The organism is Martelella sp. NC20, from assembly GCF_013459645.1.
Taxonomy (GTDB): Bacteria; Pseudomonadota; Alphaproteobacteria; order Rhizobiales; family Rhizobiaceae; genus Martelella.
On sequence record NZ_CP054861.1, the window covers coordinates 1546173 to 1566261 of the forward strand.

General features: G+C 60.8%; 24 protein-coding genes. 9 read left to right on the forward strand and 15 right to left on the reverse strand.

Translation table 11 applies throughout. The features are described from left to right. Positions 1–310 precede the first annotated feature (310 nt). The 3 genes from HQ843_RS07440 to HQ843_RS07450 all read left to right on the forward strand — a co-directional run bounded on the left by HQ843_RS07440 (position 311) and on the right by HQ843_RS07450 (position 2221). A complete protein-coding gene (locus HQ843_RS07440; protein ID WP_180899122.1) occupies positions 311–901 on the forward strand; it encodes a hypothetical protein in 591 nt (196 codons plus the stop codon). Beyond that, positions 783–1961, forward strand: coding sequence for an IS66 family transposase (gene tnpC, locus HQ843_RS07445; protein WP_180899121.1), 1179 nt, complete (start codon positions 783–785; stop codon positions 1959–1961). Before HQ843_RS07440 ends, tnpC begins: the two co-directional genes overlap by 119 nt. 110 nt (positions 1962–2071) lie before the next feature. Further along, positions 2072–2221 (forward strand): hypothetical protein, encoded by a 150-nt coding sequence (locus HQ843_RS07450; RefSeq protein WP_180899120.1) that lies wholly within the window; start codon positions 2072–2074, stop codon positions 2219–2221. 388 nt (positions 2222–2609) lie between these two features. Here HQ843_RS07450 and HQ843_RS29200 read toward each other — a convergent pair whose 3' ends face one another. Continuing rightward, complete coding sequence (locus tag HQ843_RS29200) at positions 2610–2822, reverse strand: hypothetical protein (RefSeq protein ID WP_210275240.1); 213 nt, start codon at positions 2820–2822, stop codon at positions 2610–2612. Between HQ843_RS29200 and HQ843_RS07455 the strand changes: the two genes are divergently transcribed. Both HQ843_RS07455 and HQ843_RS07460 read left to right on the forward strand, forming a co-directional pair. Next, positions 2814–3083 (forward strand): hotdog family protein, encoded by a 270-nt coding sequence (locus HQ843_RS07455; RefSeq protein ID WP_246710405.1) that lies wholly within the window; start codon positions 2814–2816, stop codon positions 3081–3083. The genes HQ843_RS29200 and HQ843_RS07455 overlap by 9 nt on opposite strands. A gap of 63 nt (positions 3084–3146) precedes the next feature. Then, a complete protein-coding gene (locus HQ843_RS07460) occupies positions 3147–3851 on the forward strand; it encodes an enoyl-CoA hydratase-related protein (RefSeq protein ID WP_371824619.1) in 705 nt (234 codons plus the stop codon). A 97-nt stretch (positions 3852–3948) separates the two neighbouring features. On the opposite strand, the gene HQ843_RS07465 is transcribed toward HQ843_RS07460, so the two are convergent. The 7 genes from HQ843_RS07465 to HQ843_RS07495 form a co-directional block, all read right to left on the reverse strand. Then, on the reverse strand, positions 3949–5085 hold the full coding sequence (locus HQ843_RS07465; protein WP_180899119.1) for a CaiB/BaiF CoA transferase family protein: 1137 nt from the start codon (positions 5083–5085) through the stop codon (positions 3949–3951). A gap of 90 nt (positions 5086–5175) precedes the next feature. Continuing rightward, on the reverse strand, positions 5176–5919 hold the full coding sequence (locus HQ843_RS07470) for an SDR family NAD(P)-dependent oxidoreductase (RefSeq protein ID WP_246710406.1): 744 nt from the start codon (positions 5917–5919) through the stop codon (positions 5176–5178). Beyond that, on the reverse strand, positions 5919–6788 hold the full coding sequence (locus HQ843_RS07475) for a fumarylacetoacetate hydrolase family protein (RefSeq protein WP_180899117.1): 870 nt from the start codon (positions 6786–6788) through the stop codon (positions 5919–5921). The genes HQ843_RS07470 and HQ843_RS07475 overlap by 1 nt, the downstream gene beginning before the upstream one ends. Positions 6789–6794: 6 nt before the next feature. Next, entirely contained in the window at positions 6795–7370 is a 576-nt protein-coding gene (locus HQ843_RS07480; protein ID WP_180899116.1) for a biotin transporter BioY, read from the reverse strand. A 20-nt stretch (positions 7371–7390) separates the two neighbouring features. After that, on the reverse strand, positions 7391–7813 hold the full coding sequence (locus HQ843_RS07485; RefSeq protein ID WP_180899115.1) for a cupin domain-containing protein: 423 nt from the start codon (positions 7811–7813) through the stop codon (positions 7391–7393). A gap of 17 nt (positions 7814–7830) precedes the next feature. Then, a complete protein-coding gene (locus HQ843_RS07490) occupies positions 7831–8958 on the reverse strand; it encodes an alkene reductase (protein ID WP_180899114.1) in 1128 nt (375 codons plus the stop codon). Beyond that, a complete protein-coding gene (locus tag HQ843_RS07495; protein WP_180899113.1) occupies positions 8951–9340 on the reverse strand; it encodes an EthD domain-containing protein in 390 nt (129 codons plus the stop codon). Before HQ843_RS07495 ends, HQ843_RS07490 begins: the two co-directional genes overlap by 8 nt. 86 nt (positions 9341–9426) lie before the next feature. On the opposite strand from HQ843_RS07495, the gene HQ843_RS07500 reads away from it, so the two are divergent. Both HQ843_RS07500 and HQ843_RS07505 read left to right on the forward strand, forming a co-directional pair. After that, positions 9427–10587, forward strand: a complete 1161-nt coding sequence (locus tag HQ843_RS07500; RefSeq protein ID WP_180899112.1) for an acyl-CoA dehydrogenase family protein — start codon at positions 9427–9429, stop codon at positions 10585–10587. Positions 10588–10603: 16 nt separating this feature from the next. Beyond that, on the forward strand, positions 10604–11965 hold the full coding sequence (locus tag HQ843_RS07505) for an acetyl-CoA carboxylase biotin carboxylase subunit (protein WP_180899111.1): 1362 nt from the start codon (positions 10604–10606) through the stop codon (positions 11963–11965). A 77-nt stretch (positions 11966–12042) separates the two neighbouring features. Here the strand turns inward: HQ843_RS07505 and HQ843_RS07510 are convergent, their stop codons facing one another. Next, entirely contained in the window at positions 12043–12816 is a 774-nt protein-coding gene (locus HQ843_RS07510) for an enoyl-CoA hydratase/isomerase family protein (RefSeq protein ID WP_180899110.1), read from the reverse strand. Positions 12817–12937: 121 nt separating this feature from the next. Here HQ843_RS07510 and HQ843_RS07515 point away from each other — a divergent pair, with 121 nt between their 5' ends. Beyond that, complete coding sequence (locus HQ843_RS07515; RefSeq protein ID WP_180899109.1) at positions 12938–13882, forward strand: hydroxymethylglutaryl-CoA lyase; 945 nt, start codon at positions 12938–12940, stop codon at positions 13880–13882. Between the two features lie 35 nt (positions 13883–13917). Here the strand turns inward: HQ843_RS07515 and HQ843_RS07520 are convergent, their stop codons facing one another. From HQ843_RS07520 to HQ843_RS07540, 5 genes are read right to left on the reverse strand one after another with little or no spacing between them, the layout of a single operon-like run. Beyond that, positions 13918–14532: a TetR/AcrR family transcriptional regulator gene (locus HQ843_RS07520; protein ID WP_180899108.1), complete on the reverse strand. Its 615-nt coding sequence runs from the start codon at positions 14530–14532 to the stop codon at positions 13918–13920. 21 nt (positions 14533–14553) lie between these two features. After that, positions 14554–15318 carry an SDR family NAD(P)-dependent oxidoreductase gene (locus HQ843_RS07525; protein ID WP_246710307.1) on the reverse strand — a complete coding sequence of 255 codons (765 nt, stop codon included), beginning with the start codon at positions 15316–15318 and terminating at the stop codon, positions 14554–14556. Then, positions 15311–16840 (reverse strand): class I adenylate-forming enzyme family protein, encoded by a 1530-nt coding sequence (locus HQ843_RS07530; protein ID WP_210275239.1) that lies wholly within the window; start codon positions 16838–16840, stop codon positions 15311–15313. Before HQ843_RS07530 ends, HQ843_RS07525 begins: the two co-directional genes overlap by 8 nt. A gap of 33 nt (positions 16841–16873) precedes the next feature. Further along, entirely contained in the window at positions 16874–17089 is a 216-nt protein-coding gene (locus tag HQ843_RS07535; RefSeq protein ID WP_180899107.1) for an acetyl-CoA carboxylase biotin carboxyl carrier protein subunit, read from the reverse strand. 11 nt (positions 17090–17100) lie between these two features. Then, on the reverse strand, positions 17101–18627 hold the full coding sequence (locus HQ843_RS07540) for an acyl-CoA carboxylase subunit beta (RefSeq protein ID WP_210275238.1): 1527 nt from the start codon (positions 18625–18627) through the stop codon (positions 17101–17103). Between the two features lie 106 nt (positions 18628–18733). Between HQ843_RS07540 and HQ843_RS07545 the strand changes: the two genes are divergently transcribed. Beyond that, on the forward strand, positions 18734–19531 hold the full coding sequence (locus tag HQ843_RS07545) for an enoyl-CoA hydratase-related protein (protein ID WP_180899105.1): 798 nt from the start codon (positions 18734–18736) through the stop codon (positions 19529–19531). A gap of 48 nt (positions 19532–19579) precedes the next feature. Here the strand turns inward: HQ843_RS07545 and HQ843_RS07550 are convergent, their stop codons facing one another. Then, the gene (locus HQ843_RS07550) at positions 19580–20086 is read right to left on the reverse strand and encodes an isochorismatase family protein (RefSeq protein ID WP_180899104.1); all 507 of its coding nucleotides are present in this window, start codon (positions 20084–20086) and stop codon (positions 19580–19582) included. Positions 20087–20089: the final 3 nt, after the last annotated feature.

Genomic DNA, 20089 nt, shown 5'->3' on the forward strand with positions numbered 1-20089 from the left:
TTAATAATCGAATGACTTGTCGAGGCGAATCGAAGGCGATAGAAAGACTGCGAATCAGTCGTCAAACCTCTGCTTCGCCCATCGGTATTGATGGCGGAGGTTCATGAGAAATACAGGAGTTGAAATGCGCTGACTTGAGCATCAGGGCTGAAAAAGACTGAGGCCCGGAGGATTGCAGTCCTCCAGACCCCATATAAATCGTGTGCCACGATTGATCTTCCCATCCCACGCATCACGGAAGAAGTCAAGTTGCATGCCACCGGTCGGTGCGCGTGAACGAATGGACCTTGTCTGAAAACCGCGATCGGACGTGCTCTTTGTCGTGCATGGCGCCATGCTCGATACGATCGAAAGCATAAAGCAGGATATTCTGGATGCTGCCATTGTCGACGGAGCGTTGATCGCCCACCGGATCGACGATCTGTGGCGTGCCGTGATTTCCGACAATGACGATCTGCAGGCCGAAAACCTCAAGCTGACGGCGACAATACGCGTGCTCGAGATTGAGATCAAAAGGCTTGGCGGGCAGCTTGCCAAGCTCAACAAGATGAAATTCGGCCCGAGCGCTGACACCAATCCCCAGAAAGGCAAAGATAAAGGCAAGTCCGACACAGACCCCGACGGCCAGCCGGAGACTGGAGACGGCAAACCTGCGGATGGCACCAACGGGTCAGCAGGGCAGGCCATGCCGGCCGAGGGCACGACAGCCTCGGAGACGAAGCTGCGAAACCGGTCAGGGCGCGGCGCGCGCACATGGCCGGCCCATCTCGAACGGCGTGAATTTGATATGGGCACCAAGGACGGTCTCTGTCCCTGCGGTTGCGGCGGAATACTATATTGCGGTTCGCAAATACGCGAAATACCGTTGCCTTCAGGGCAAGATGGTCGGCACGCCCTTTGAACCGGCGCTGATCAGGGGAACCACCTTCAGCAACGGCTTCCTCGCGCATTCGATCGCCATGCGGCTTGACTGGTATCTCCCCTGGTACAGGCAGGAGCGGCTTCTCGAGGCCTATGGTATAAACTATCCGCGTTCCACGCTTATGCGCTGGGCGACCACGGCGGCACTCGGCGTTCTTGATCCCGTGTGGCAATTAATGGAGCGCGAAGCACGGATAGAAAGCTGGCGTCTTTATCTGGACGAAAGCCCGATGAAGGAACTCGATCCGGGTCGGGGCAAAACCCGCCAGATTTACCTGTACGCCCTTCATCGTGACGACCGCTCCTTCGGCGGCAACCTTCCTCCGCTGGTTGTCTACTATGTCGGCCCGACGCGATCGATGAAACGCATTCATGAAATTCTTTCAGGCATGACCGCTATCGTGCAGACCGACGCCTATTCCGGCTATGGACGGCTCGGAACGCCGGGCACCTGTGTTGCGGGCATCAAGTCACCGAAATGCTGGAGCCACGCGCGGCGCAAGTTCATTGACGAGTTCGATGCCAACAAGACGCCGGAAGCGAACGACGTCATCCAGATTATTGCCAAACTCTACGCCGTTGAGGGCGGGATCAATGGCAAACCGCCCGATCATCGAAGATCGGTGAGACGAAAATTATCACAATCGATACTTGACCGGCTGCGTTGCAGGCTCATCGAACTTGCCGAAATCCATGTCGTCAATAACGGCATGCGCAAGGCAATCCACTATGTTCTCAATCATTGGGAAGGCCTGACCATGTTCGTTGACGACGGGCGTATCGATCTCGATACGAACGCTGTCGAGCGCTTGTTCAAACCAACGAAGCTGCTCGCAAAGAACGCACTCTTCGTCGGCAGCGATGAAGGGTTCGAGGCATGGGCGATCCTGTCCTCGATCGTCGAGTCCTGCAAGCTGAACAGGGTCAGGGTCGAGCCCTACCTGAAATGGCTATTCGACGAGATCAGCTGCAATCGCGGAACCGTCGACTACGAAAAGCTTCTCCCCTGGAATGCGCCGCTGGAGGTGCGTCAGGCATAATCGCTGAAGGGCAGCTGCCACGTCCATCGGCATCGTCTGTCAGGCGTACCCGCCTGCAGCTCGTACAAAATCTGTTGCGGCAAAACCACCGCCGGTCAAGAGCACACCGAATGCAGGGAAAACCTGGCGAGAACGGCACATCAGCAGAGAGCCAGCGGCTTTTGGCGCTGCCGAATGATCTTTTCTGGAACGGCGGGCCTTCGCTCATAGCCGACCTCACGGCCAGAACCCATACGAGTGATCATGGCGAATACGATTGATCAGCCAGACGCCGAGCCCGACCCCAGAACCATCAAGCATCGATCGATTGCCGCCGAACCCGTCATCCGAGCCGCAACGACAACAAGCCGGCCTGCGATGACGCTGGACGCATGAAAATGTCCCCAGCTCGAATAGACACTGGAGATGTGTCCACGACGCTGTCGGATACGACGAATCGATCAGGCAAAGTCCCCGTCTCATCGCTCCCGATCCACCGAGATCAGGCCATCGGCGCACCCAGTCAGCTGAAGCGAGCGATTATTGACAGAAAATTCGTTTCAAATCAAAGGATTGACAAGGGTCGCAAAAATGCGGCTCTCTGCGAAGCCGTCTCTATATTGGCGCTACGCGCCAATATACCGGCACCCACCCCACCACGGGAAGACACTAAAAAAGGGGCTGGATGTAACGCTTACCATTTTTCGTCCCCCCGGGGAGTTGATCAATCTGGCTGGAACGTCTTTCGAACCAAGCGAATGGATGACGATCACGCAGGAAACCATCGACGCTTTCGCGCAGGCAACCGGCGATCGCCAGTAGATTCATGTTGATGTCGAGCGCGCGAAGCGGGAGGCCCCGGGCGGCAAGACGATAGCCCACGGCTACCTCCTGCTGTCGCTTCTCGGCACGCTGATGCCGCAGATACTGGAGGTGAAATCCGACCGCATCCTGAACTACGGTTCGAACAAGACACGCTTTCTCGCCGCTGTGCCCGTGGACGGCCGCGTGAGGCTGGCGCTGACGGTGCAAGAGACCGAGGAAACCCCGGCAGGGCTGAGGGTGACATATGGCGTAAAGTTCGAACTGGAGGGCGCCCCAAAGCCCGCCATGATCGCGGAAATTCTTTTCGTCTATGGCTGAGAGCACCAGAGCGCGCAACGGATTGGTCGTCCTCAAGCGCGATGGCGACATCGGCTCATAGTTCTGAACCGACCTGACAAGCTGAACGCCGTCACGCGGGAGATGACCCTCGGCCTTCTCGAAACCCTCGACAGCGCAGATCGTGAGGACGGCATTCGCGCCATCGTCATCACCGGTGCAGGACGTGCATTCTGTGCCGGCGCGGATCTCAGTGGTTCGGCGCCATTCTTTGATGCCACGGACGATCGGGATTGCGAATTCGATCCGGATGCTGACCGGGATCTGGGCGGCGTTGTCACCTTGCGTATTCTGGAATGTCGGAAACCGGTGATCGCGGCGATCAATGGCGCGGCCGTCGGCTTTGGCGCGACGCTGGTTCTGCCGTCGGATGCGCGTTTTTGCAGCGAGGAATCGAAGTTCGCCTATCCCTTCACGCGCCGCGGCATCGTTCCCGATGGCGCCGCCAGCTGGTTCCTGCCAAGGGTGGTGGGCATGGACACGGCTTTGGATTGGTGCCTCTCCGGAAGGGCCATTTCTTCTGAGGAAGCGCTCGAAAAGGGTTTGGTGCTGACCAGGCGCCTTCTGTGGACACAGTCGATGTCCAACACGCCCATGTCCGCGCATATGGAAGAGAGCCGGCTGCTCAAGACGCGGTCGCGATCGTCGGACGCCAGGGAAGGCGTTGAAAGTTTTCTGCAAAAGCGTGCGCCCGACTTCCAGGATCGGGTACCCGAGATGCATCCCGACCTGATGCCCTCGCAAAGCTAGAGTTTGTCGGGAAAAAGTGGAATCCGGTTTTCCCGAAAAGACAAACGAAAACAAATGAATCTTGAGTCTGTCTGGTTCGATTTGAACCTGACAGACTCTAGTCGGTTCCGTCCTTCGGGCCGGAATGGAAAAGCAGGCTGTTTTGCTCGCCGAGCTTCGGGGCTTGCATTCTATCGGATGATACGGACAGCGCGCTGTCGATCGGAACCGTCGTCCCTGTGAGGGTGCGACCGTCGCGAGTGACTACTTTGCGATCGAATGTTCCCGTCGCGGCGAAATGCGCGTCCGCCATCGCTTCTTCCATGTTCCGGACTTTCGCGCAGCAACAATCGGCTCCAAGCAGGCGGTCCCAGTGATCCACCGGCGCCCGCGCCATGATTGCGGCAACTACAGTCCGCGTCCGCTCGGGATCTTTGGCGTCATCCCTGTATTCCTCGGGAAGCTCGATCAATTCGCAGAACCGTTGCCAGAAACGGTCCTCGATCGGCGCGGCGGCAAGATAACGTCCGTCGCCTGCCTCATAGATGGCGTAGCGCGGCGATCCGCCTGTCAGCAGGGCGTCTGAAGGTGCAGGAGGCTTTCCATGGAAAGCGGTCTCCCCAACGGCCCAGTACTGCAGCGCAAAGAGGTTGCGGGTCATCGAAATGTCGAGATGGCAACCGGCGCCGGTCTTGTCCTTCCGGCGCAAGGCTAGAAGGATGTTCATGACCGCTGGATAGCTGCCGCCGGCGATGTCGGCGATGGTGACCTGGGGCACCGTGGGTCGGCCCGATATGTCGCCAGACAAAGAGAGCAGGCCTGTCTCAGCGCAGTAATTGAGGTCGTGGCCGGCCTTCATCCGCGCTGGTCCGGTTTGTCCGTAGCCGGTGATCGAACAGTATACAATGCGCGGATTTACCGCGCGGATCGCGTCGTAGCCAAATCCCAGTCTTTCCATCACACCGGGCCGGAACTGTTCGATCAGCACATCCGCTTCACGCAGCAAGGGTTCCAGCATTTCGAAAGCGCGCGGGTTCTTGAGGTCCAAGCAGACGGACTTCTTGCCTCGGTTGAGCATGGCGAAGCTCAGGCTTTCGTCACCTGCGAAAGGCGGAATCATACGGAGTTCGTCGCCCGTACCGGGGCGTTCGACCTTGACGACGTCGGCGCCGGCTTCCGACAGTATGAGGCTCGCCATGGGTCCCGGCAGATGAAAACTGAAGTCTATTACTTTGACGTCTTCAAGTGGGTACATGACATTTTCCCTTCGACCAGTGCCGACCAGTTACTTGCCTGCGATATCGCGATGCGCCTGTCGGCGGTGAAAGATGATCGGCCGGCCAGATCACGGCAGGAAGTTGTCGATCGGATCATTCTTCCAGATCGTCAGGATTTCCTCGTCCGAAAGATCAGAGTATTTCTCCGAAAGCGCCGCGAGGGAGAAAAGAACCTCGTCCACCGACGGATCCTGCAGGTCCTTGTTGTTCTCGCGGAACTCTCCGATCATGGAATCCAACCGTCGGCGGATCTCGGCCTTGTCCTCTTCCGACGGTTCGACAATGGTCACGCCCTCGGCAGCCATTTTCTCGAGCCCTTCGGATGTGAGTTGTTCATCCATCTTTGCCATATTGATCATGGCATTGTTGCCAGCCTCCTTGAAGACATTCTGCAGGTCCTCGGGAAGGCCATCATACATGTCCTTCCGCATTCCGATGGCAACGAAAACCCTGGCGGCGCGCGTCCTGTAAAGATGCTGGGCCTGTTCGTGCAGGTTGTAGGCCTCCATATCGCCGGGCGCCAGGAACGCGCCGTCGAGACGCCCCGCCGCTGCCATCAGATGCGCAATTATCGCGGTGATCGTTGAAGCGTCCGAAAGGTCCACCCGCAGCGCCTCTGCCGTGCCGCCCTCCGCCTCGATCTCGGCCTGGGTGGAGCGCGCGCTGGCCAGGTTGATGTCGGCGATGAAGAGCCGGGCGCCTTCGCGCGCGGCCAGGATCGCGGCGGCCCGGCCGATGCCGGATGCGCCGCCGGTGATCAGGACCACCTTGCCGGCAAGAAGCGGTCCGGCTCCCTGTTCGCGCGTGCGCATCACCAGGCCGGGCTCTTCAATGGGGCTTCGCCTTCCACCGGATTGCGCAGCACGCCAATTCCGTCGATCTCGACCTCGACCAGGTCGCCGGGTTTCATCCAGACCGGGGGATCGCGAAAGGCGCCGACCCCGCCGGTGGTACCGGTGATGATGACGTCTCCCGGTTCCAGGGCGCAGAAATAGGACATGTAGGAGGCCAGCTGGCCGACATCGAATATGAGATCATCGAGCCGGCCGTCCTGCATCACCTCGCCATTCAGTCGCGTAACGATCTTCTGCGGACCGATCGCGCCGAAGGCCTCGCGCGTGACCATCCAGGGGCCGAAGGCGCCGGTCGAGGGGAAGTTCTTGCCAGGCGTGAACTGGGTCGTGTGGCGCTGCCAGTCCCGGATGCTGCAATCGTTGTAGCAGCTATAACCTGCGACGGCGGCAAGCGCTGCCTCCGGGGGCGCATAGCGCAGATGAGACCCGATGATGACGGCAAGCTCGCCCTCGAAGTCCAGCCTGTCAGACACCGCGGGGCGGATCACCGGGCGGCCGTGTCCCATCTGGGACTGGGCGAACCGGATGAAGATCATCGGCTTTTCGGGCAGGTCGCGCCCGGTTTCCTTGAGGTGGCTTGCGTAGTTCACGCCCACACAGAAAATCTTGGCCGGATCCGGAATGACGGGCAGAAAGTCGACATCCGCCAGAGCGGTCGTTGCCGGGGCAGTTTCCGCTCCGGCCGCGATCTCCTGCCAGTTGTCCAGTCCCAGAAAGGCCTTCAGGGACGGGGCATGGGATGATAGGCTGACGACGCCTTGACCGTCGGCGGCCAGAACGCCGTAGTCGGGGGCCTCGTCAGCAGTTCGATAGCTCAGAAGTCGCATCGTGGGTCACGCTTTACTGTGGTCGCGAATGCGCATGGCCTGAACATAGACCAGCGCCGCGATGCCGGCTTTGATGAGGTCCCCCGGCAGGAACGGGTAGAACCCGGCGTCCAGAAGCGTCCTGCCATAGCCGATCATCGAGCCCAGCCATGCGAGGCCGGGGAGATACACCATGGCCCCGGCGCTAAGCGCCACGACCAGCGCGGACCGGTAGCGCCTGACACGGAACCTTCGGGACAGCAGTCCTGCGGTCGCCGCCGCCAGGACAAAGCCGACGAGATAGCCCCCGGTCGGGCCCATCATGTAGGCCAGCCCGATCCCGCGTTCAGGCGCGTTGGCAAAGACCGGAAGCCCCAGAGCGCCCTCTACGAGGTAGAAGACGATCGACAGCGATCCGAGAACCGGGCCGAAGGCAAAGCCGACGCCAATGGCCACCAGCGTCTGAAGCGACATGGGCACCGGGTAAAAGGGCACCTGGTACTTGGCGGCAAGGGTCATCAGGACGGAGCCGAGGACGATGGCGCCGAAAGATCGGACCAGGCCGCCGGATAGGCTCTGCGACAGGGAAGTGGCGTTTTGCATGATGATCTCCGGGGAAGCGGTCAGGAACGGCGGTAGCCTTCAAGCTGTTCATCCGGCACATCCGGCAGGTTCTCGACCAGATTGTCGGGGGTCCGGCAGGTCAGCCAGATCAGTTCCTCCGTGGTGCTCATGTTGACTTCGACATGCGGCATGAACGGGGGGACGAAGACGAAATCGCCCGCGTACATGTCGGTGTATTCCTTGTAGTCGTCGCCGAAATAGATCCGCCCGTGGCCCTTCAGGACATAGCCGCCCGTTTCGCACTCTTTGTGGTGATGCGGCGGTGAGCGGTGACCGGGTTCGTTGAAAACCTTGCCAAACCAGATTTTCGTGGCGGGGGTGTGTTGCGGGCTGACCCCCGAGACCCGCACGCAGTCATCCGACTGTGCGGTCCTCTTATCCTCGGCTCCAGCCCGTGTGACGATTGGCACTACCTTTTCCATTGCATTTCTCCTCTGCGTCAGGTGTTGGCATCTTCTTCCGCAGGCAGCAGGCGGGGATAATCGACGTATCCTTTTGCGCCGCGGGTGTAGAAAGTCGACCGGTCGTATTCGGCAAGCGCGATGCCTGCCTTCAGGCGTTCGACAAGGTCGGGATTCGAGATATAGGGACGCCCGAAGGCGACCATATCGGCGCGGTCCGTGCGGATGGCGTCCTCGGCGCGCGCGCGGTCGTAATCGGCACAGGCGATGATCGGGCCCGAAAAAGCCGCCCGCGCAATGGCGAGGACGTCCGGCGCTTCGGATTCGCCGGCCACGCGCCGGCTTCCATCGCCGGAAATCGAAGGCTCGATAATGTGCAGGTAGGCAAGCCCCTGATTTTCGATCAGCCCCAGCACATCGCGGAATGCCCCCATGGGATCGCTATGGCGGATGCCATTGAAATCGCCAGACGGAGACAGGCGGATGCCGATCCGGGAAAGATCGCCCGCTTTGGCGCGGATGGCGTCCAGGATATCGGAGAGGAACTTGAGCCTGGCCTGCCGGGAGCCGCCGTAGGCATCCGTGCGCTGATTGGCTTCGTCGGACAGGAACTGTTCGATGATGTAGCCGTTGGCGCAGTGCAGCTCGACCAGATCAAAGCCCGCTTCCAGCGCGGCAAGTGCGGCCGTGGCGAAATCCTCGATCGTTTGTGCGATGTCCTCGGCGGTCATCGGCCGGGGCGTTCCGATATCTTCCACCCCGCTCTTGGTGAAAATCTTGAAGGCCGGCGCCACGGCTGACGGCCCGAGCGCATCCAGACCGAGCGGGTTGTTGCGCTTCGAGAAGACCCGCCCGACATGCCAGAGCTGGGCGCAGATGTGCCCACCCGCCGCATGGACCGCATCGGTTACGGCGCGCCAGGCCGCACGCTGCTCAGCCGACCAGATGCCCGGCGTGAATGGATAGCCATGGGCCTGCGGGTTGATGCCAATGGCCTCGGTGATGACCAGCCCCGCAGACGCCCGCTGCGCATAATATTCGGCGGCAAGCGGGCTGACATTTCCCTCGAAATCCGCGCGGCTGCGGGTCATCGGCGCCATCGCGATCCGATTTTTCAGTTCGATGCCGCCGATTGTGACGGGACCGAACAGGTCGCGTTCATTCATGGGTAACCTCTCCGTCTATGACCACATGTTCAGCCCCGATCCAGGGCATCCACTCCGTCCGTTCGGCAAACCGCTTCTCGTCCTCCAGAAGCTGGCGGTAGCATTCGCGCGCGTCCGCGTCGGTGAAGGACCACTCCAGGTCCTCCCGGCTTCGCCAGTAGAGCTCGGCCATGCCGAACGGGTATTGCGCCGGCTGGTTCCTGGAGGCGGCCATCACGCCCTCGAGCCTGTGCGGAGTCCGCAGGGTCTGGACGTAGCGCGCCAGACGAAGCTTTTCGGAAAAGCGGCGCACCATGTCCCCGTGTTCGTCCATCCATCGGGACCGAACAATATCGGGAGCCAGATCCTTTCTTGCGAATATGCTGTATGTAATCTTGATCATCGCTTCCTCCTCGCGTATAAAAACAAACAGCCGTTCTTTTGTCAAACAGATAATCATGCCTGAGAATAGGCGCCAAGGAGGTCGAAATGCTGCCCCATCTCATAAACGTCACACCCGAACAGGAAATGTTGCGCGAGGCCCTCGAGGGAACGATCGACCGTGTCTCTCCGGTCTCCAAGGTTCAGCGGCTCGACAACGCCAAGACCTTCGACGCGGATCTGCACGCTGCCCTTGCCGAACTGGGCATTATGGGCATCGGCATACCGGAAGAAATGGACGGCAGCGGCGGCGGGGTCGTGGAGCAGGCCATTGTGCTCGAGGTGCTCGGCCGCAAGGCGACCTCGATGGCGGTCTTTATGGTCGTGCATTACATGATCACGCGCATCATCAAGGAAAACGGCAGCGACGCGCAGAAGGTGGAGTATCTGGTGCCGCTGCTCAAGGGGCAGTCCAAGGCCTCCTTCTGCCTGACCGAAGCTGGCGGCGGCACGGATATCCTGGCCTCCATGAAGACCAAGGCCGTGCGCGACGGCGACGACTGGCTGATTTCCGGCAACAAGATGTGGATCAGCGGCGCCTCGACCAGCGACATCATGGTTGTCCTTGCCCGGACCGGGGAGCATCGCAGCCGGGGCCTTTCCATGTTCCTTGTCCCCACCCGCGCCGAAGGCGTCCAGGCCACTGAACTGAACACGATGGCGATCAACGGCTATGACACAAATGCCCTGTCGCTCGACAATGTCCGCGTGCCGGCCGATGCCATCCTCGGTCAGCTCGACAACGGGTTTCCGCAGGTGGTCGCGACGCTCAATGGCGAGAGGATTAATGCTGCCGCGGTGGCCGTCGGCATCGGCCGGGGCGCGATCGAGGTCACGCGCGACTATGCCGCCGACCGTCAGGCCTTCGGGCGACCGATCGGCCAGTTCCAGGCCGTCCAGCACCAGTTGGCGGTGGCGGGCATCGCCATCGAATCCGCCTGGTCCATGGTGATGGAAGCCGCCCGCCGCGATGAGGCCGGCGAGGCGACGGATGTGCTGAGCTCGATGGCGAAATGGGCGTCGGCCCGTGCCGCCGTGGACTGCACCGATACCGGGATGGAGATTTTTGCGGGCGCCGGCTTCGACATGGACCTGCCCATCCAGCGTTATTATCGCGATGTCCGGCTCTATTCCTTCGCGCCGCTCAACCAGAATATGTCGCTGAACATGATCGCCGAACGCTGGCTCGGTTTTCCCCGCTCATTCTGACGTTACGAGGTAGGACATGACCAAGAAGATTCTCATCGCGAACCGTGGCGAGATCGCCTGCCGCATCATCCGTACCGTACAGAAGATGGGGTATGAGGCCGTCGCGGTCTATTCCGAGGCGGACAAGTCCGCGCTGCACGTGCGCCTAGCTGACGAAGCGCACGAGATCGGCCCCGCCCGGCCGACCGAAAGCTATCTTGATGCCGGGCGGATACTGGAAGTCGCGACGCGCATCGCCGCCGCCGCCGTCCATCCCGGTTACGGTTTCCTGTCAGAGAACACCGGCTTCTCAGAGGCCTGTGAGCAGGCCGGCATCGCCTTTATCGGGCCGTCGGCGGAGACGATCCGCATGATGGGGGACAAGAACGAGGCGCGCGCCGTGGCCCGCAGTGCCGGCGTGCCGGTTCTCGAGGGAACGCCAAAATTGGACCCCGCGGACGCGGAGGGGATTCTCGCCGCAGGAGAACAGATCGGCTTTCCGGTGCTGGTCAAGGCTGCCGGGGGAGGGGGCGGGATCGGTCTGCGCCCGGTCGAGGCGGCCGACAAGCTGGTGGCCGCCGTGCAGACCACCTCGGCGCAGGCCGAGCGGGCGTTTTCGGACCCTTCCGTCTATCTTGAAAAGCTCGTCCGCCGCGCCCGCCATATCGAGGTGCAGGTTTTCGGCTTCGGCGGCGAGGGGGCGGTGCACCTCTGGCATCGCGAGTGTTCCGCGCAGCGGCGTTATCAGAAAATCCTGGAGGAGGCCCGCCCGAGACATCTCGATCCGAAGGCGGCGCAGGGCATGCTGGATTCGGCCGTCGCGCTTGCCAGGGCCACAAACTACGTCGGCGCCGGCACGGTCGAATATCTCTACGATGACGAGACCGGTGCGTTTTACTTCATGGAGATGAATACCCGCCTGCAAGTTGAACATCCCGTCACCGAGATGATCACCGGTCTCGATCTTGTTCAACTGCAGATCAGGCAAGCGCTGGGCGAGGACCTGTCGCAGGAACTGACACAGGGCGCTGTCCGCGACGATGGCCACGCAATCGAAGTGCGGGTCTGCGCGGAACGCCCCGACAAGCAGTTCATCCCCAGCCCCGGGAAGATCGAGAAGCTGAGCCTCCCGGACCTGCCCGATATCCGCGTCGACACGGGGTTCGAGGCGGGCGATTCCGTCACTCCGTTCTACGACAGCCTTGTGATGAAGGTGATCGCCTGGGGGGATGATCGCGACCAGGCAATCCACCGGCTCACCGAAGCGCTCGATGCGACCGAGTTCGAAGGGCTGAGGACGAATATCGCGTTTCTGCGACAGCTCGTGCGGCACCCGGAGTTCCGGGCGGATCGGCTGCACACGAAATTCGTCGAAGAGAACATCAAGGATCTGGTCTAGATTCGACCGCTGCGCCGGCCCCGGCCGTCCGGCGTAGCAGGCTTCCGGCCCGTCGGAATCTCCCGTGACGCGGAGCCTTACTCTGACCCACCGAACATGCGGGTGCGTTCTTGCGAGAACCGCGCAAGATTGTCGCGCAGCACCTGCGAATGCATCAGGGTGCGGAACGCGGCCCTTTCATTTTCAAGTGCGGCGTCGATCGGCAGATGGTCGTCGTCAGCCAGTTCCCGACAGGCGCGAATTGTCTGTGGCGGCATGGCGGCGATGCGGTGGGCGATCTGGGACACCCTCACCGCAAGATCCGCCGCCGGCACGATCTCGGACACCAGACCGATCTCGCAGGCGCGCGCGGCGCTGATCGGCTCTCCGGTCAGAATCATGTGTTCGGCAACTGCGGGAGGGATCATGCGCCTCAGCCGCGTGACGCCGCCGGCGCCCGCCATCGCGCCGATCCGGACTTCGGGAAGCGCGAACCGCGCGCGGTCGGACGCGATCCGAATATCCGCGGCCAGCGCAAGTTCCAGCCCGCCGCCCATGGCGTCGCCATTGATCGCGGCAATCAATGGTTTGCCCAGCCGTCGGTTGGTCAGGCCGCAGAAATGTTGTGGGTCCTTGCCGGCCTCGATGGCCGACGCCAGATACGGCAGAAAAGTCCCGATATCGGCCCCCGCACAGAAGGACCGATCTCCCGCGCCGGTCAGAACGATGGCCCGCACCTCGTCGTCGGCTTCCAGTTCTGGCCAGATCGCGGCCAGCGCCTCGTGCGTCTCCGGATCGATAGCATTCAGCTTGGCCGGCCTGTCGATCGACACCCACGCCACCGGTCCGCGCGTTTCCCTGATGATACCCAAAGCTTCCTCCATCCGTACTTCGATCCTAGCACCCTGTCGGGAACAAGGCTTGAAGAAAACGTCTCAATGACATATACAAACATACGTTAGTTTACAAATCGAGATGCAAGGGCATAAAACAATGAGCGACTTTCCGAAGGCCATACATCTGCACGAAGAGGGCCCGCGCGAAGGCATCCAGATCGAGAAGGCGCAGTTGACGGTAGATCAGAAAGTAGAGCTGATCGACTCTCTTGCCGCAACCGGTCTCAAGCAGATCGACTGCGTGTCATTCGTCAACCCCAAGCGGGTGCCAAGCATGGCCGACGCAGACGAGGTTGCCCGCGCCATCCCCAAGCGCGACGGCGTTCGCTATACCGGCCTCTGGCTGAACCAGCAAGGTCTGGAGCGCGCGCTGGAACTGCCGCTCGACATCATGGGATCGCTGCGCGTCACGGCATCGGAAACCTTTTCGATCAAGAACACCAACAAGAACATCGAGCAGACCTTCGACGAGCAACGCAAATGGCTGGAGACCTACCGCGCTCATGATATCGAGCTTGAGTGGGGTTACATCATGACGGCCTTCGGATGCACCTATGAAGGTCACGTACCGATCAGCCGGGTGATGGACATGGCGGCCAGGATCGTGGAGCTGGCGAAAGAGTATTCGCAGCCGCTCAAGGGCATTTATCTTGCGGATACGGTGGGTTTCGCGATGCCGCGCGATATCGAGGAAAGGGTCGGCGCGCTGCGGGAACGCTACCCCGATCTGCGGGTCGGGCTGCACCTGCACGATACCAGGGGCACCGGTATGCCGAACGTCTATGCCGCCTTGCGCATGGGCGTTGACCAGTTCGACAGCTCGACCGCCGGACTTGGCGGCTGCCCGTTTGCCGATCACAAGGGCGCGGCGGGCAATGTCTGCACCGAAGATATTGTCTTCATGTGTGAGGAGATGGGCATCAGCACGGGCGTGGATCTCGACGCGCTGATCGAAACCGCGCGGATGGCCGAGGCCATGTTCGGTCACACCTTGCCCGGAAAAGTCATGCACGCCGGAAGCCTGAGCCGTTTCCGCAGCTGATCAGGGATATCGGCGTCCGCTGATCGGGCGGGCGCCTATGCCGCTTCCATCAGGTGTTCCTCGGGCACGCGCAGCATGGCGACGGCGAGGTCGATATATTCTTCCGTGATGGAGCTGATGCTTTCCTTGCCCTTCGGGCTGTACCAGTTGGCAATCTGGGTGAGCATCGCGAACAGGGCGAGCCGGACGGTGCGTCGGTTCGAAAATCTGAAGATGCCGCTTTCCTGACCTTTCTTCAGAATATGATCCAGCCGGTCCTCGTATTCGTCACGCATCTTCACGATGTCGGCCCGGTTTTCGTCGGTAAGGCTGCGCAGCTCCATATTGCCGATGAACACTTCGTCCTTGCGTTTGGTGTGGAACAGAATGTGCACCCGGATAAAGGCGCGGAGCATTTCGAGCGGGTCGTCCAGACCCGCCATAGCCTGTTCCATGTCGTTGTTCAGATCGCGGATGATGTCTCCCATCAGCGCATGCAGAAAATCCTGCTTGTTGCTGATGTAGTTGTAGAGAGAGCCGGCCTGAATTCCGACTTCCTTTGCCAGATGCCTGAGGCTGACTGCATCATATCCGTGCCGCGCGATCAGGCGTATGCCAGCCTCACGCAGCAGCTTTTCGGTAACCTCGCCCTTGGACCCCAGTGTTCTCAATGTAACTTCCCGCCAAATTCATCAGACAGACAGATATCCTCCGTCGACGGGCAGCATAACACCCGTGACATAGCTCGCCAATCTCGAAGCCAGAAACACCGCCGGTCCAGCGAGTTCTTCCGGCTCGCCCGCGCGGCGCATGGGAATATGGTTCAGCAGCGCGGTCGATGCCTTTTCGTTGGACAGCGTCTCGGCCGTCATCGGCGTGCGCATCACGCCGGGGGCTATTCCGTTCACCCGGATTTCGTAGCGCGCAAGCTCGACAGAGAGGGACTTCGTCATCTGCAGCACCGCCCCCTTGGAAGCGGTGTAGGCCGTGGAATTCGGCGTGGCGACGAAGGACTGGATCGACCCGATATTGATGATCGACCCCTTGGTCGCCTTGAGCTGATCCAGGAACGCCATGGCGACCGAATAGCTTCCGGTCACGTTGACCTCGAAGGTCTTCTTCCACTTTTCGATGTCGGGATCTTCCTCGACGCGACCCCTGAGCAGGATGCCCGCATTGTTGACCAGGCAGTCGATCGGGCCGCAGGACCTCTCGATTTCTGCCGCAATGGCCAGCACGCTGTCGCGATCCGAGATATCGAGGACAAAGGACCGGGCGTCCGCGCCGCAATCCCGCGCGGTTTTCGCCGCGGTGTCCCCGTTCAGATCGGCGCTCACAATGCGGGCTCCGGCAGCGGCCATGCCAAGAGCGATCGCCCTACCATTCCCTTGCCCCGCGCCCGTGACCAGGATCGTCTGTCCCTTCAGCAGGTCAGCCGGCATGATCTGTTCAGACATCTTCCACTTCCTTGTCGGGGACCAGCCTGGCCCTGAGCTCTTTCTTGGCGATCTTGCCGCTGTCGTTGATCGGAATTTCGCCATAGCCGAGGAAAACGATCCGCTTGGGAACCTTGTAGCCGGCGAGTTCGGTTTTTGCAAAGGCGATCAGTTCGGCCGCATCCTCCGAACAGCCGTCCTGGCATACGATGACCGCGACCACCTCTTCGCCCCACTTCTCGCTCGGGAAGCCCAGGATCGCCGCTTCGCGCACCGAAGCATGCTTCAGCAGTGCCTGCTCGACCTCCTGAGAATAGACGTTCAGCCCGCCGGTCTTGACCATGTCCTTCAGGCGGTCGTGGAACTGGACGAAACCGTTTTCGTCCATCGACCCCATGTCGCCGGTCCGCAGCCAGCCCTCGTGAAAAGTTTTGGCGGTCGCATCGGGCTTGTTGTGATAGCCCTTCATCACGCTTGGACCCCGCACGGCGATTTCGCCGACTTCGCCCCTTTCGGCATCGCTCAGATCCTCGCGGAAGATCTTGACGTCGAAGTTCAGGAAGGCGCGGCCGATGGAGCCCTGCGGCGCGCGTTCATAGTCCTTTTCCTTGAGAACCGTCACGATCACGCCCGCCTCGGACAACCCGTACTGGAAGAAGATCTCCACGCCGGGGATCAGGTCGTGCATCCGGTTCCGGTCCCGCCGCGACAGGTTGGCGCCGCCGACATACCAGCGCTGGAACGAACTGAGGTCCGCTTTTGCAGCGTCAGGGTGATTGAAGATGTCACGCGCCATCGAGGGCGGCGTGAAGGCGTTCGTCACCTTGTGCTTTTCGATGGTCGCGATGGCCAGCGCCGGGTCGTATTTCGGAACGATCGTCGCCGTGGCGCCAAGATAGAGATGCGGCAGCAGCCAGCAGTTCAGCGCGGCGGCGTGATGCAGCGGGGTGAGCAACATGGTGTTGTCATCCTCGTGCATCCGGGTGTCGATGACTTCGTGCAGCGTATTCCAGAACACGTTCTCATGCGAAAGCATGACGCCCTTCGAGGGGCCGGTCGTGCCGCCGGTATAAATGATGACCTTGGTCCACGCGCGGTCAATTTCCACGCCGCAGGGCTCCGATGACGCATCGGCCAGAAACCCGTCGCGGTCCGCGGTGTCGAAAACGACCTGCGTATCGATCCCCGAAACCTCGGAGGTCAGACCAACCAGATCAGAACTCACGAACACGATCCCGGCGCCCGAATCCGCGACAAGCGCTGCGATTTCATGGGCCATCAGCCGATAGTTCAACGGGACCGCCACGCAGCCGGACTTGATGATGCCGACGAAGGCTTCGACCCAGTCTATCGTCGAATGCATCACCATGGCGATGCGGTCGCCGCTGCTGGCTCCGGTTGCGCGTATCGCGTTGGCGATCCGGTTGGACACGCGGTCCAGCTCGGCATAGCTCACGTTGCGATCGTTCTGGATAAGAGCTGTCTTGTCCGGAAATCGTCCCGCGTTGTGGGTGACATGAGAGCCGACATCCATTCTCATCATTTTACTATCCTCCCCATCTCTAGCTGATGCCTATCAGGAATAACTGAAGAGCGACGTGCCCTCGTCGACGGTATCGCCTTCGGCGACCATCAGCTTGTCCACCGTGCCGGCATCGTCGGCTTCGATGTTGATCTCCATCTTCATCGACTCAAGGATTGCCACAGTATCGCCAATATCGAAACTGTCGCCTTCCTTGACCAGGATCTTCCAGACGTTTCCTGCCATGATAGAATCGATCGTTTTTGCCATTTTTTTACTCCTTAGACGGGATGAACGGCGGAGCGGCGCGGGATGACGGGCGCTTTCCGGCGGCTGTAGATTGCGAAACGCTTGATGAGATCGTCGCGAAGCGTTTCCGGTGCAAGCACGTCTTCTGCCGCGAAAGTGTCGGCGGCGGCCTTGTAGACGTCGATGTCCTGCGCAAATTCATCCCGCTTTTGCCGGATGAATTCCGCCCGGTCCTCTTCGGGCAGTTCCATGATCTTGTTGTAATAGATCGCGTTGACGGCGGCCTCGGGGCCGACCAGGGCCGGCATCGCCGTTGGCAGGGCAAGCATTGCGTCGGGATGCGTGGGCGCCCCGGACATTGCCAGATACCCGCCGCCATAGGCCTTGCGGACCAGCACGCAGATTCGCGGCACGGTGGATTCGCAGACCGCGGACAACAGCTTTGCGCCATGGCGGATAATGCCGCCCTTTTCCACCGAACTGCCGATCATGTAGCCGCTGACGTCCTGAAGGAACAGGAGCGGCACGTTGTAGGCGTTGCAGGTCCAGATGAAACGGGCCGCCTTGTCCGAAGTGTCCGAAAAGATCACCCCGCCCTTGTGCTTTGAATTGTTGGCCACAATGCCGACCGGTCGCCCGCCGAGCCTTGCAAAGCCCACGGTCATCTCCTTGGCGTAGAGCGCCTTCACCTCAAAGAAGGTGCCCTCGTCGATAAGCCCGTCGATCAGGTCATGAACATCATAGGGGACATTCTGGTTCTTCGGCACGACCTCATTGATGCGGGCGGCGGCGGCGGGTTCGGCGGCAACGGCCTCGGCCATCGGGGCCGGCTCTTCCCAGTTGCCGGGAAGGTAGGAGAGATATTCCTTGGCGCTTGTGATGCCCTCCGCATCGTCCTTGACCAGGACATCGCCAAGACCGCTGAACATGCAGTGCAGTCTTGCGCCGCCCATCTGCTCGTCGGTGACATCTTCGGAAATGGTCATCTTGGCCATGCGCGGCGAGCCGAGAAAGGCCGACGCCTGCTTGTCCACCATGATCACCAGATCGCAAAGGCCCGGAACATAGGCCGCCCCCGCCGGCGACGGCCCGAACAGCACACAGACCTGCGGCACACGGCCCGAGATCTGGACTTGCTTGTACCAGATATTGCCCCAGCCGTTGCGGCCGAGGAACAGCGACTTCTGCTCGTCGATGCGCGCGCCGGCCGAGTCGACGAGATAGACGATGGGAATCCCGGCCTCGAGCGCGAGGTCCTGCATCCGATTGAACTTCAACAGGGCCTGCGGTCCCCAGGTGCCGGCCTTGACGGTCATGTCGTTGGCGATAACGGCGACATCCTGGCCGTTCACCTTGCCAATGCATGTGACGATACCGTCGGCAGGCAGGTCGCGTTCGCTTCCCGCAAGAAGTCCGTCCTCGAAGGCGAAACCATCATCGAACAACAGCTTCAGCCTGTCGCGAACAAGCAGTTTGCCGGACTTGAGGTATTTGTCGCGGGCCTTGCCCTGGCCACCTTCAAGCGCCTTGCGGCGCTTTGCTTCGAGTTCATTCCGCATCTCTTCGTCTCGCATTTCGGTATCAGTGGTTGATCAACGCTCTTGATGACATTAAACTAACGTACGACTGTTTGTAAATCCTGTAATCGAAACAAGGTAGGGACGGATGACATTTCAGACGATCAAGGCGCATGTCGACGATAGGGGGGTCGGCTACCTGACGCTGGCGCGGCCGGAAGTTCGCAATGCCATGAATGGCACGATGTACGACGAGGCGCGCGCGGTTGTCCGCGATTATGACGAGGACCCGAAGGTTCGCGTCGTGGTGCTGTCGGGCGAGGGCCAGGCCTTCTGCGCCGGCGGCGATTTCAAATATCAGCAGAGCCAGTCCGGCCGGCCCCGCGAGGAACGCATTGCCGAGGCTCAGAAGTTGGCCAGCTGGCTGCGGGAACTCGATTTCCTGAGCAAACCCCTGATCGGCCGAATCAATGGCGCGGCCTATGCCGGTGGTCTTGGTTTGGTCTCCACGTGCGACATCGCGATCGGGCTGAAGAGCGAAACCTTTGCGATCACGGAATCGCGCATCGGAATGCTCCCCGGGATGATCGCGCCCTATGTGGTCAAGCGACTGGGCGAAGCGAATGCAAGGCGGCTGTTCCTGAACGCCAGGCCATTCAGCGGCGAAGAGGCCGTCGGATACGGCATCCTGAGCATGGCGGTCGAGGCGGATGATCTGGACGCCGCAGTCGAGCGCGAGGTCGATCTGGCGTTGCGCTGCTCGCCCAAGGCGATTGCGGCGGCAAAGAATCTGATCCGCTATGTCGATCGGCACAATCACGATGAGAATTTCATTTACACCGTGGATCGGGTCGCGGATATGTGGGACTGGGCCGATGCTGCGGAAGGCATGGCGAGCTTCTTCGAGAAACGCCTGCCGGCATGGGACTGGCGCGCCGACAAATGACAAAGCGGGGCCCGTCGCTGGGCCCCGTTTTCATCCGGCTCCGCAAGCCTACCGGATCAGCTGCGAGATTGGTCGAAACCTGTCATGCTCGGCGGTTCCAAGCCAGTCGAACAAGATGGATTCCACGGTCTCCAGTTTTGCGCCCATGTCGCGCATCGACCGAAGAGCGGTGCGATAGTCAATGTCTTTCCGGGATCCGATGGCATCCACGGCGACGACCACGTCGATCCCGCGCGCCCTCAGCCCGCGCACTGTCTGACGCACACAGATATGCGCCTCGCAACCAGCAAGGACCACCATCTCGACCGTCTCCGAACCGGGCAGGATCAGTCCGGAGGAGTCGAACGACATTTTCGGGATTGCCGTCTCCCGGTCGATCTGCAGTTCGGCGACCGTTCCGCCCAGCTTGTCGGGGTTCTGCTCGGTCACCACGATCGGGCGAGCGAATTCCTTGGACCCGGCGACCAGTTTCGCAGCGTTCGCTACCATTGCGTTAGACCCTGCCATTGCGGGCACAAGCCTTTCCTGCAGGTCGATGATGGCCGTGATGATCAAAGC

Coding starts and splice junctions, on each gene's coding strand:
- HQ843_RS07450 (WP_180899120.1), top strand. CDS start 2,072: ATGCAGGGAAAACCTGGCGAGAACGGCACATCAGCAGAGAGCCAGCGG.
- HQ843_RS07465 (WP_180899119.1), bottom strand. CDS start 5,085: ATGTACCCACTTGAAGACGTCAAAGTAATAGACTTCAGTTTTCATCTG.
- HQ843_RS07470 (WP_246710406.1), bottom strand. CDS start 5,919: ATGCGCACGCGCGAACAGGGAGCCGGACCGCTTCTTGCCGGCAAGGTG.
- HQ843_RS07475 (WP_180899117.1), bottom strand. CDS start 6,788: ATGCGACTTCTGAGCTATCGAACTGCTGACGAGGCCCCCGACTACGGC.
- HQ843_RS07480 (WP_180899116.1), bottom strand. CDS start 7,370: ATGCAAAACGCCACTTCCCTGTCGCAGAGCCTATCCGGCGGCCTGGTC.
- HQ843_RS07485 (WP_180899115.1), bottom strand. CDS start 7,813: ATGGAAAAGGTAGTGCCAATCGTCACACGGGCTGGAGCCGAGGATAAG.
- HQ843_RS07490 (WP_180899114.1), bottom strand. CDS start 8,958: ATGAATGAACGCGACCTGTTCGGTCCCGTCACAATCGGCGGCATCGAA.
- HQ843_RS07495 (WP_180899113.1), bottom strand. CDS start 9,340: ATGATCAAGATTACATACAGCATATTCGCAAGAAAGGATCTGGCTCCC.
- HQ843_RS07500 (WP_180899112.1), top strand. CDS start 9,427: ATGCTGCCCCATCTCATAAACGTCACACCCGAACAGGAAATGTTGCGC.
- HQ843_RS07505 (WP_180899111.1), top strand. CDS start 10,604: ATGACCAAGAAGATTCTCATCGCGAACCGTGGCGAGATCGCCTGCCGC.
- HQ843_RS07515 (WP_180899109.1), top strand. CDS start 12,938: ATGAGCGACTTTCCGAAGGCCATACATCTGCACGAAGAGGGCCCGCGC.
- HQ843_RS07525 (WP_246710307.1), bottom strand. CDS start 15,318: ATGTCTGAACAGATCATGCCGGCTGACCTGCTGAAGGGACAGACGATC.
- HQ843_RS07530 (WP_210275239.1), bottom strand. CDS start 16,840: ATGATGAGAATGGATGTCGGCTCTCATGTCACCCACAACGCGGGACGA.
- HQ843_RS07535 (WP_180899107.1), bottom strand. CDS start 17,089: ATGGCAAAAACGATCGATTCTATCATGGCAGGAAACGTCTGGAAGATC.
- HQ843_RS07540 (WP_210275238.1), bottom strand. CDS start 18,627: ATGCGGAATGAACTCGAAGCAAAGCGCCGCAAGGCGCTTGAAGGTGGC.
- HQ843_RS07545 (WP_180899105.1), top strand. CDS start 18,734: ATGACATTTCAGACGATCAAGGCGCATGTCGACGATAGGGGGGTCGGC.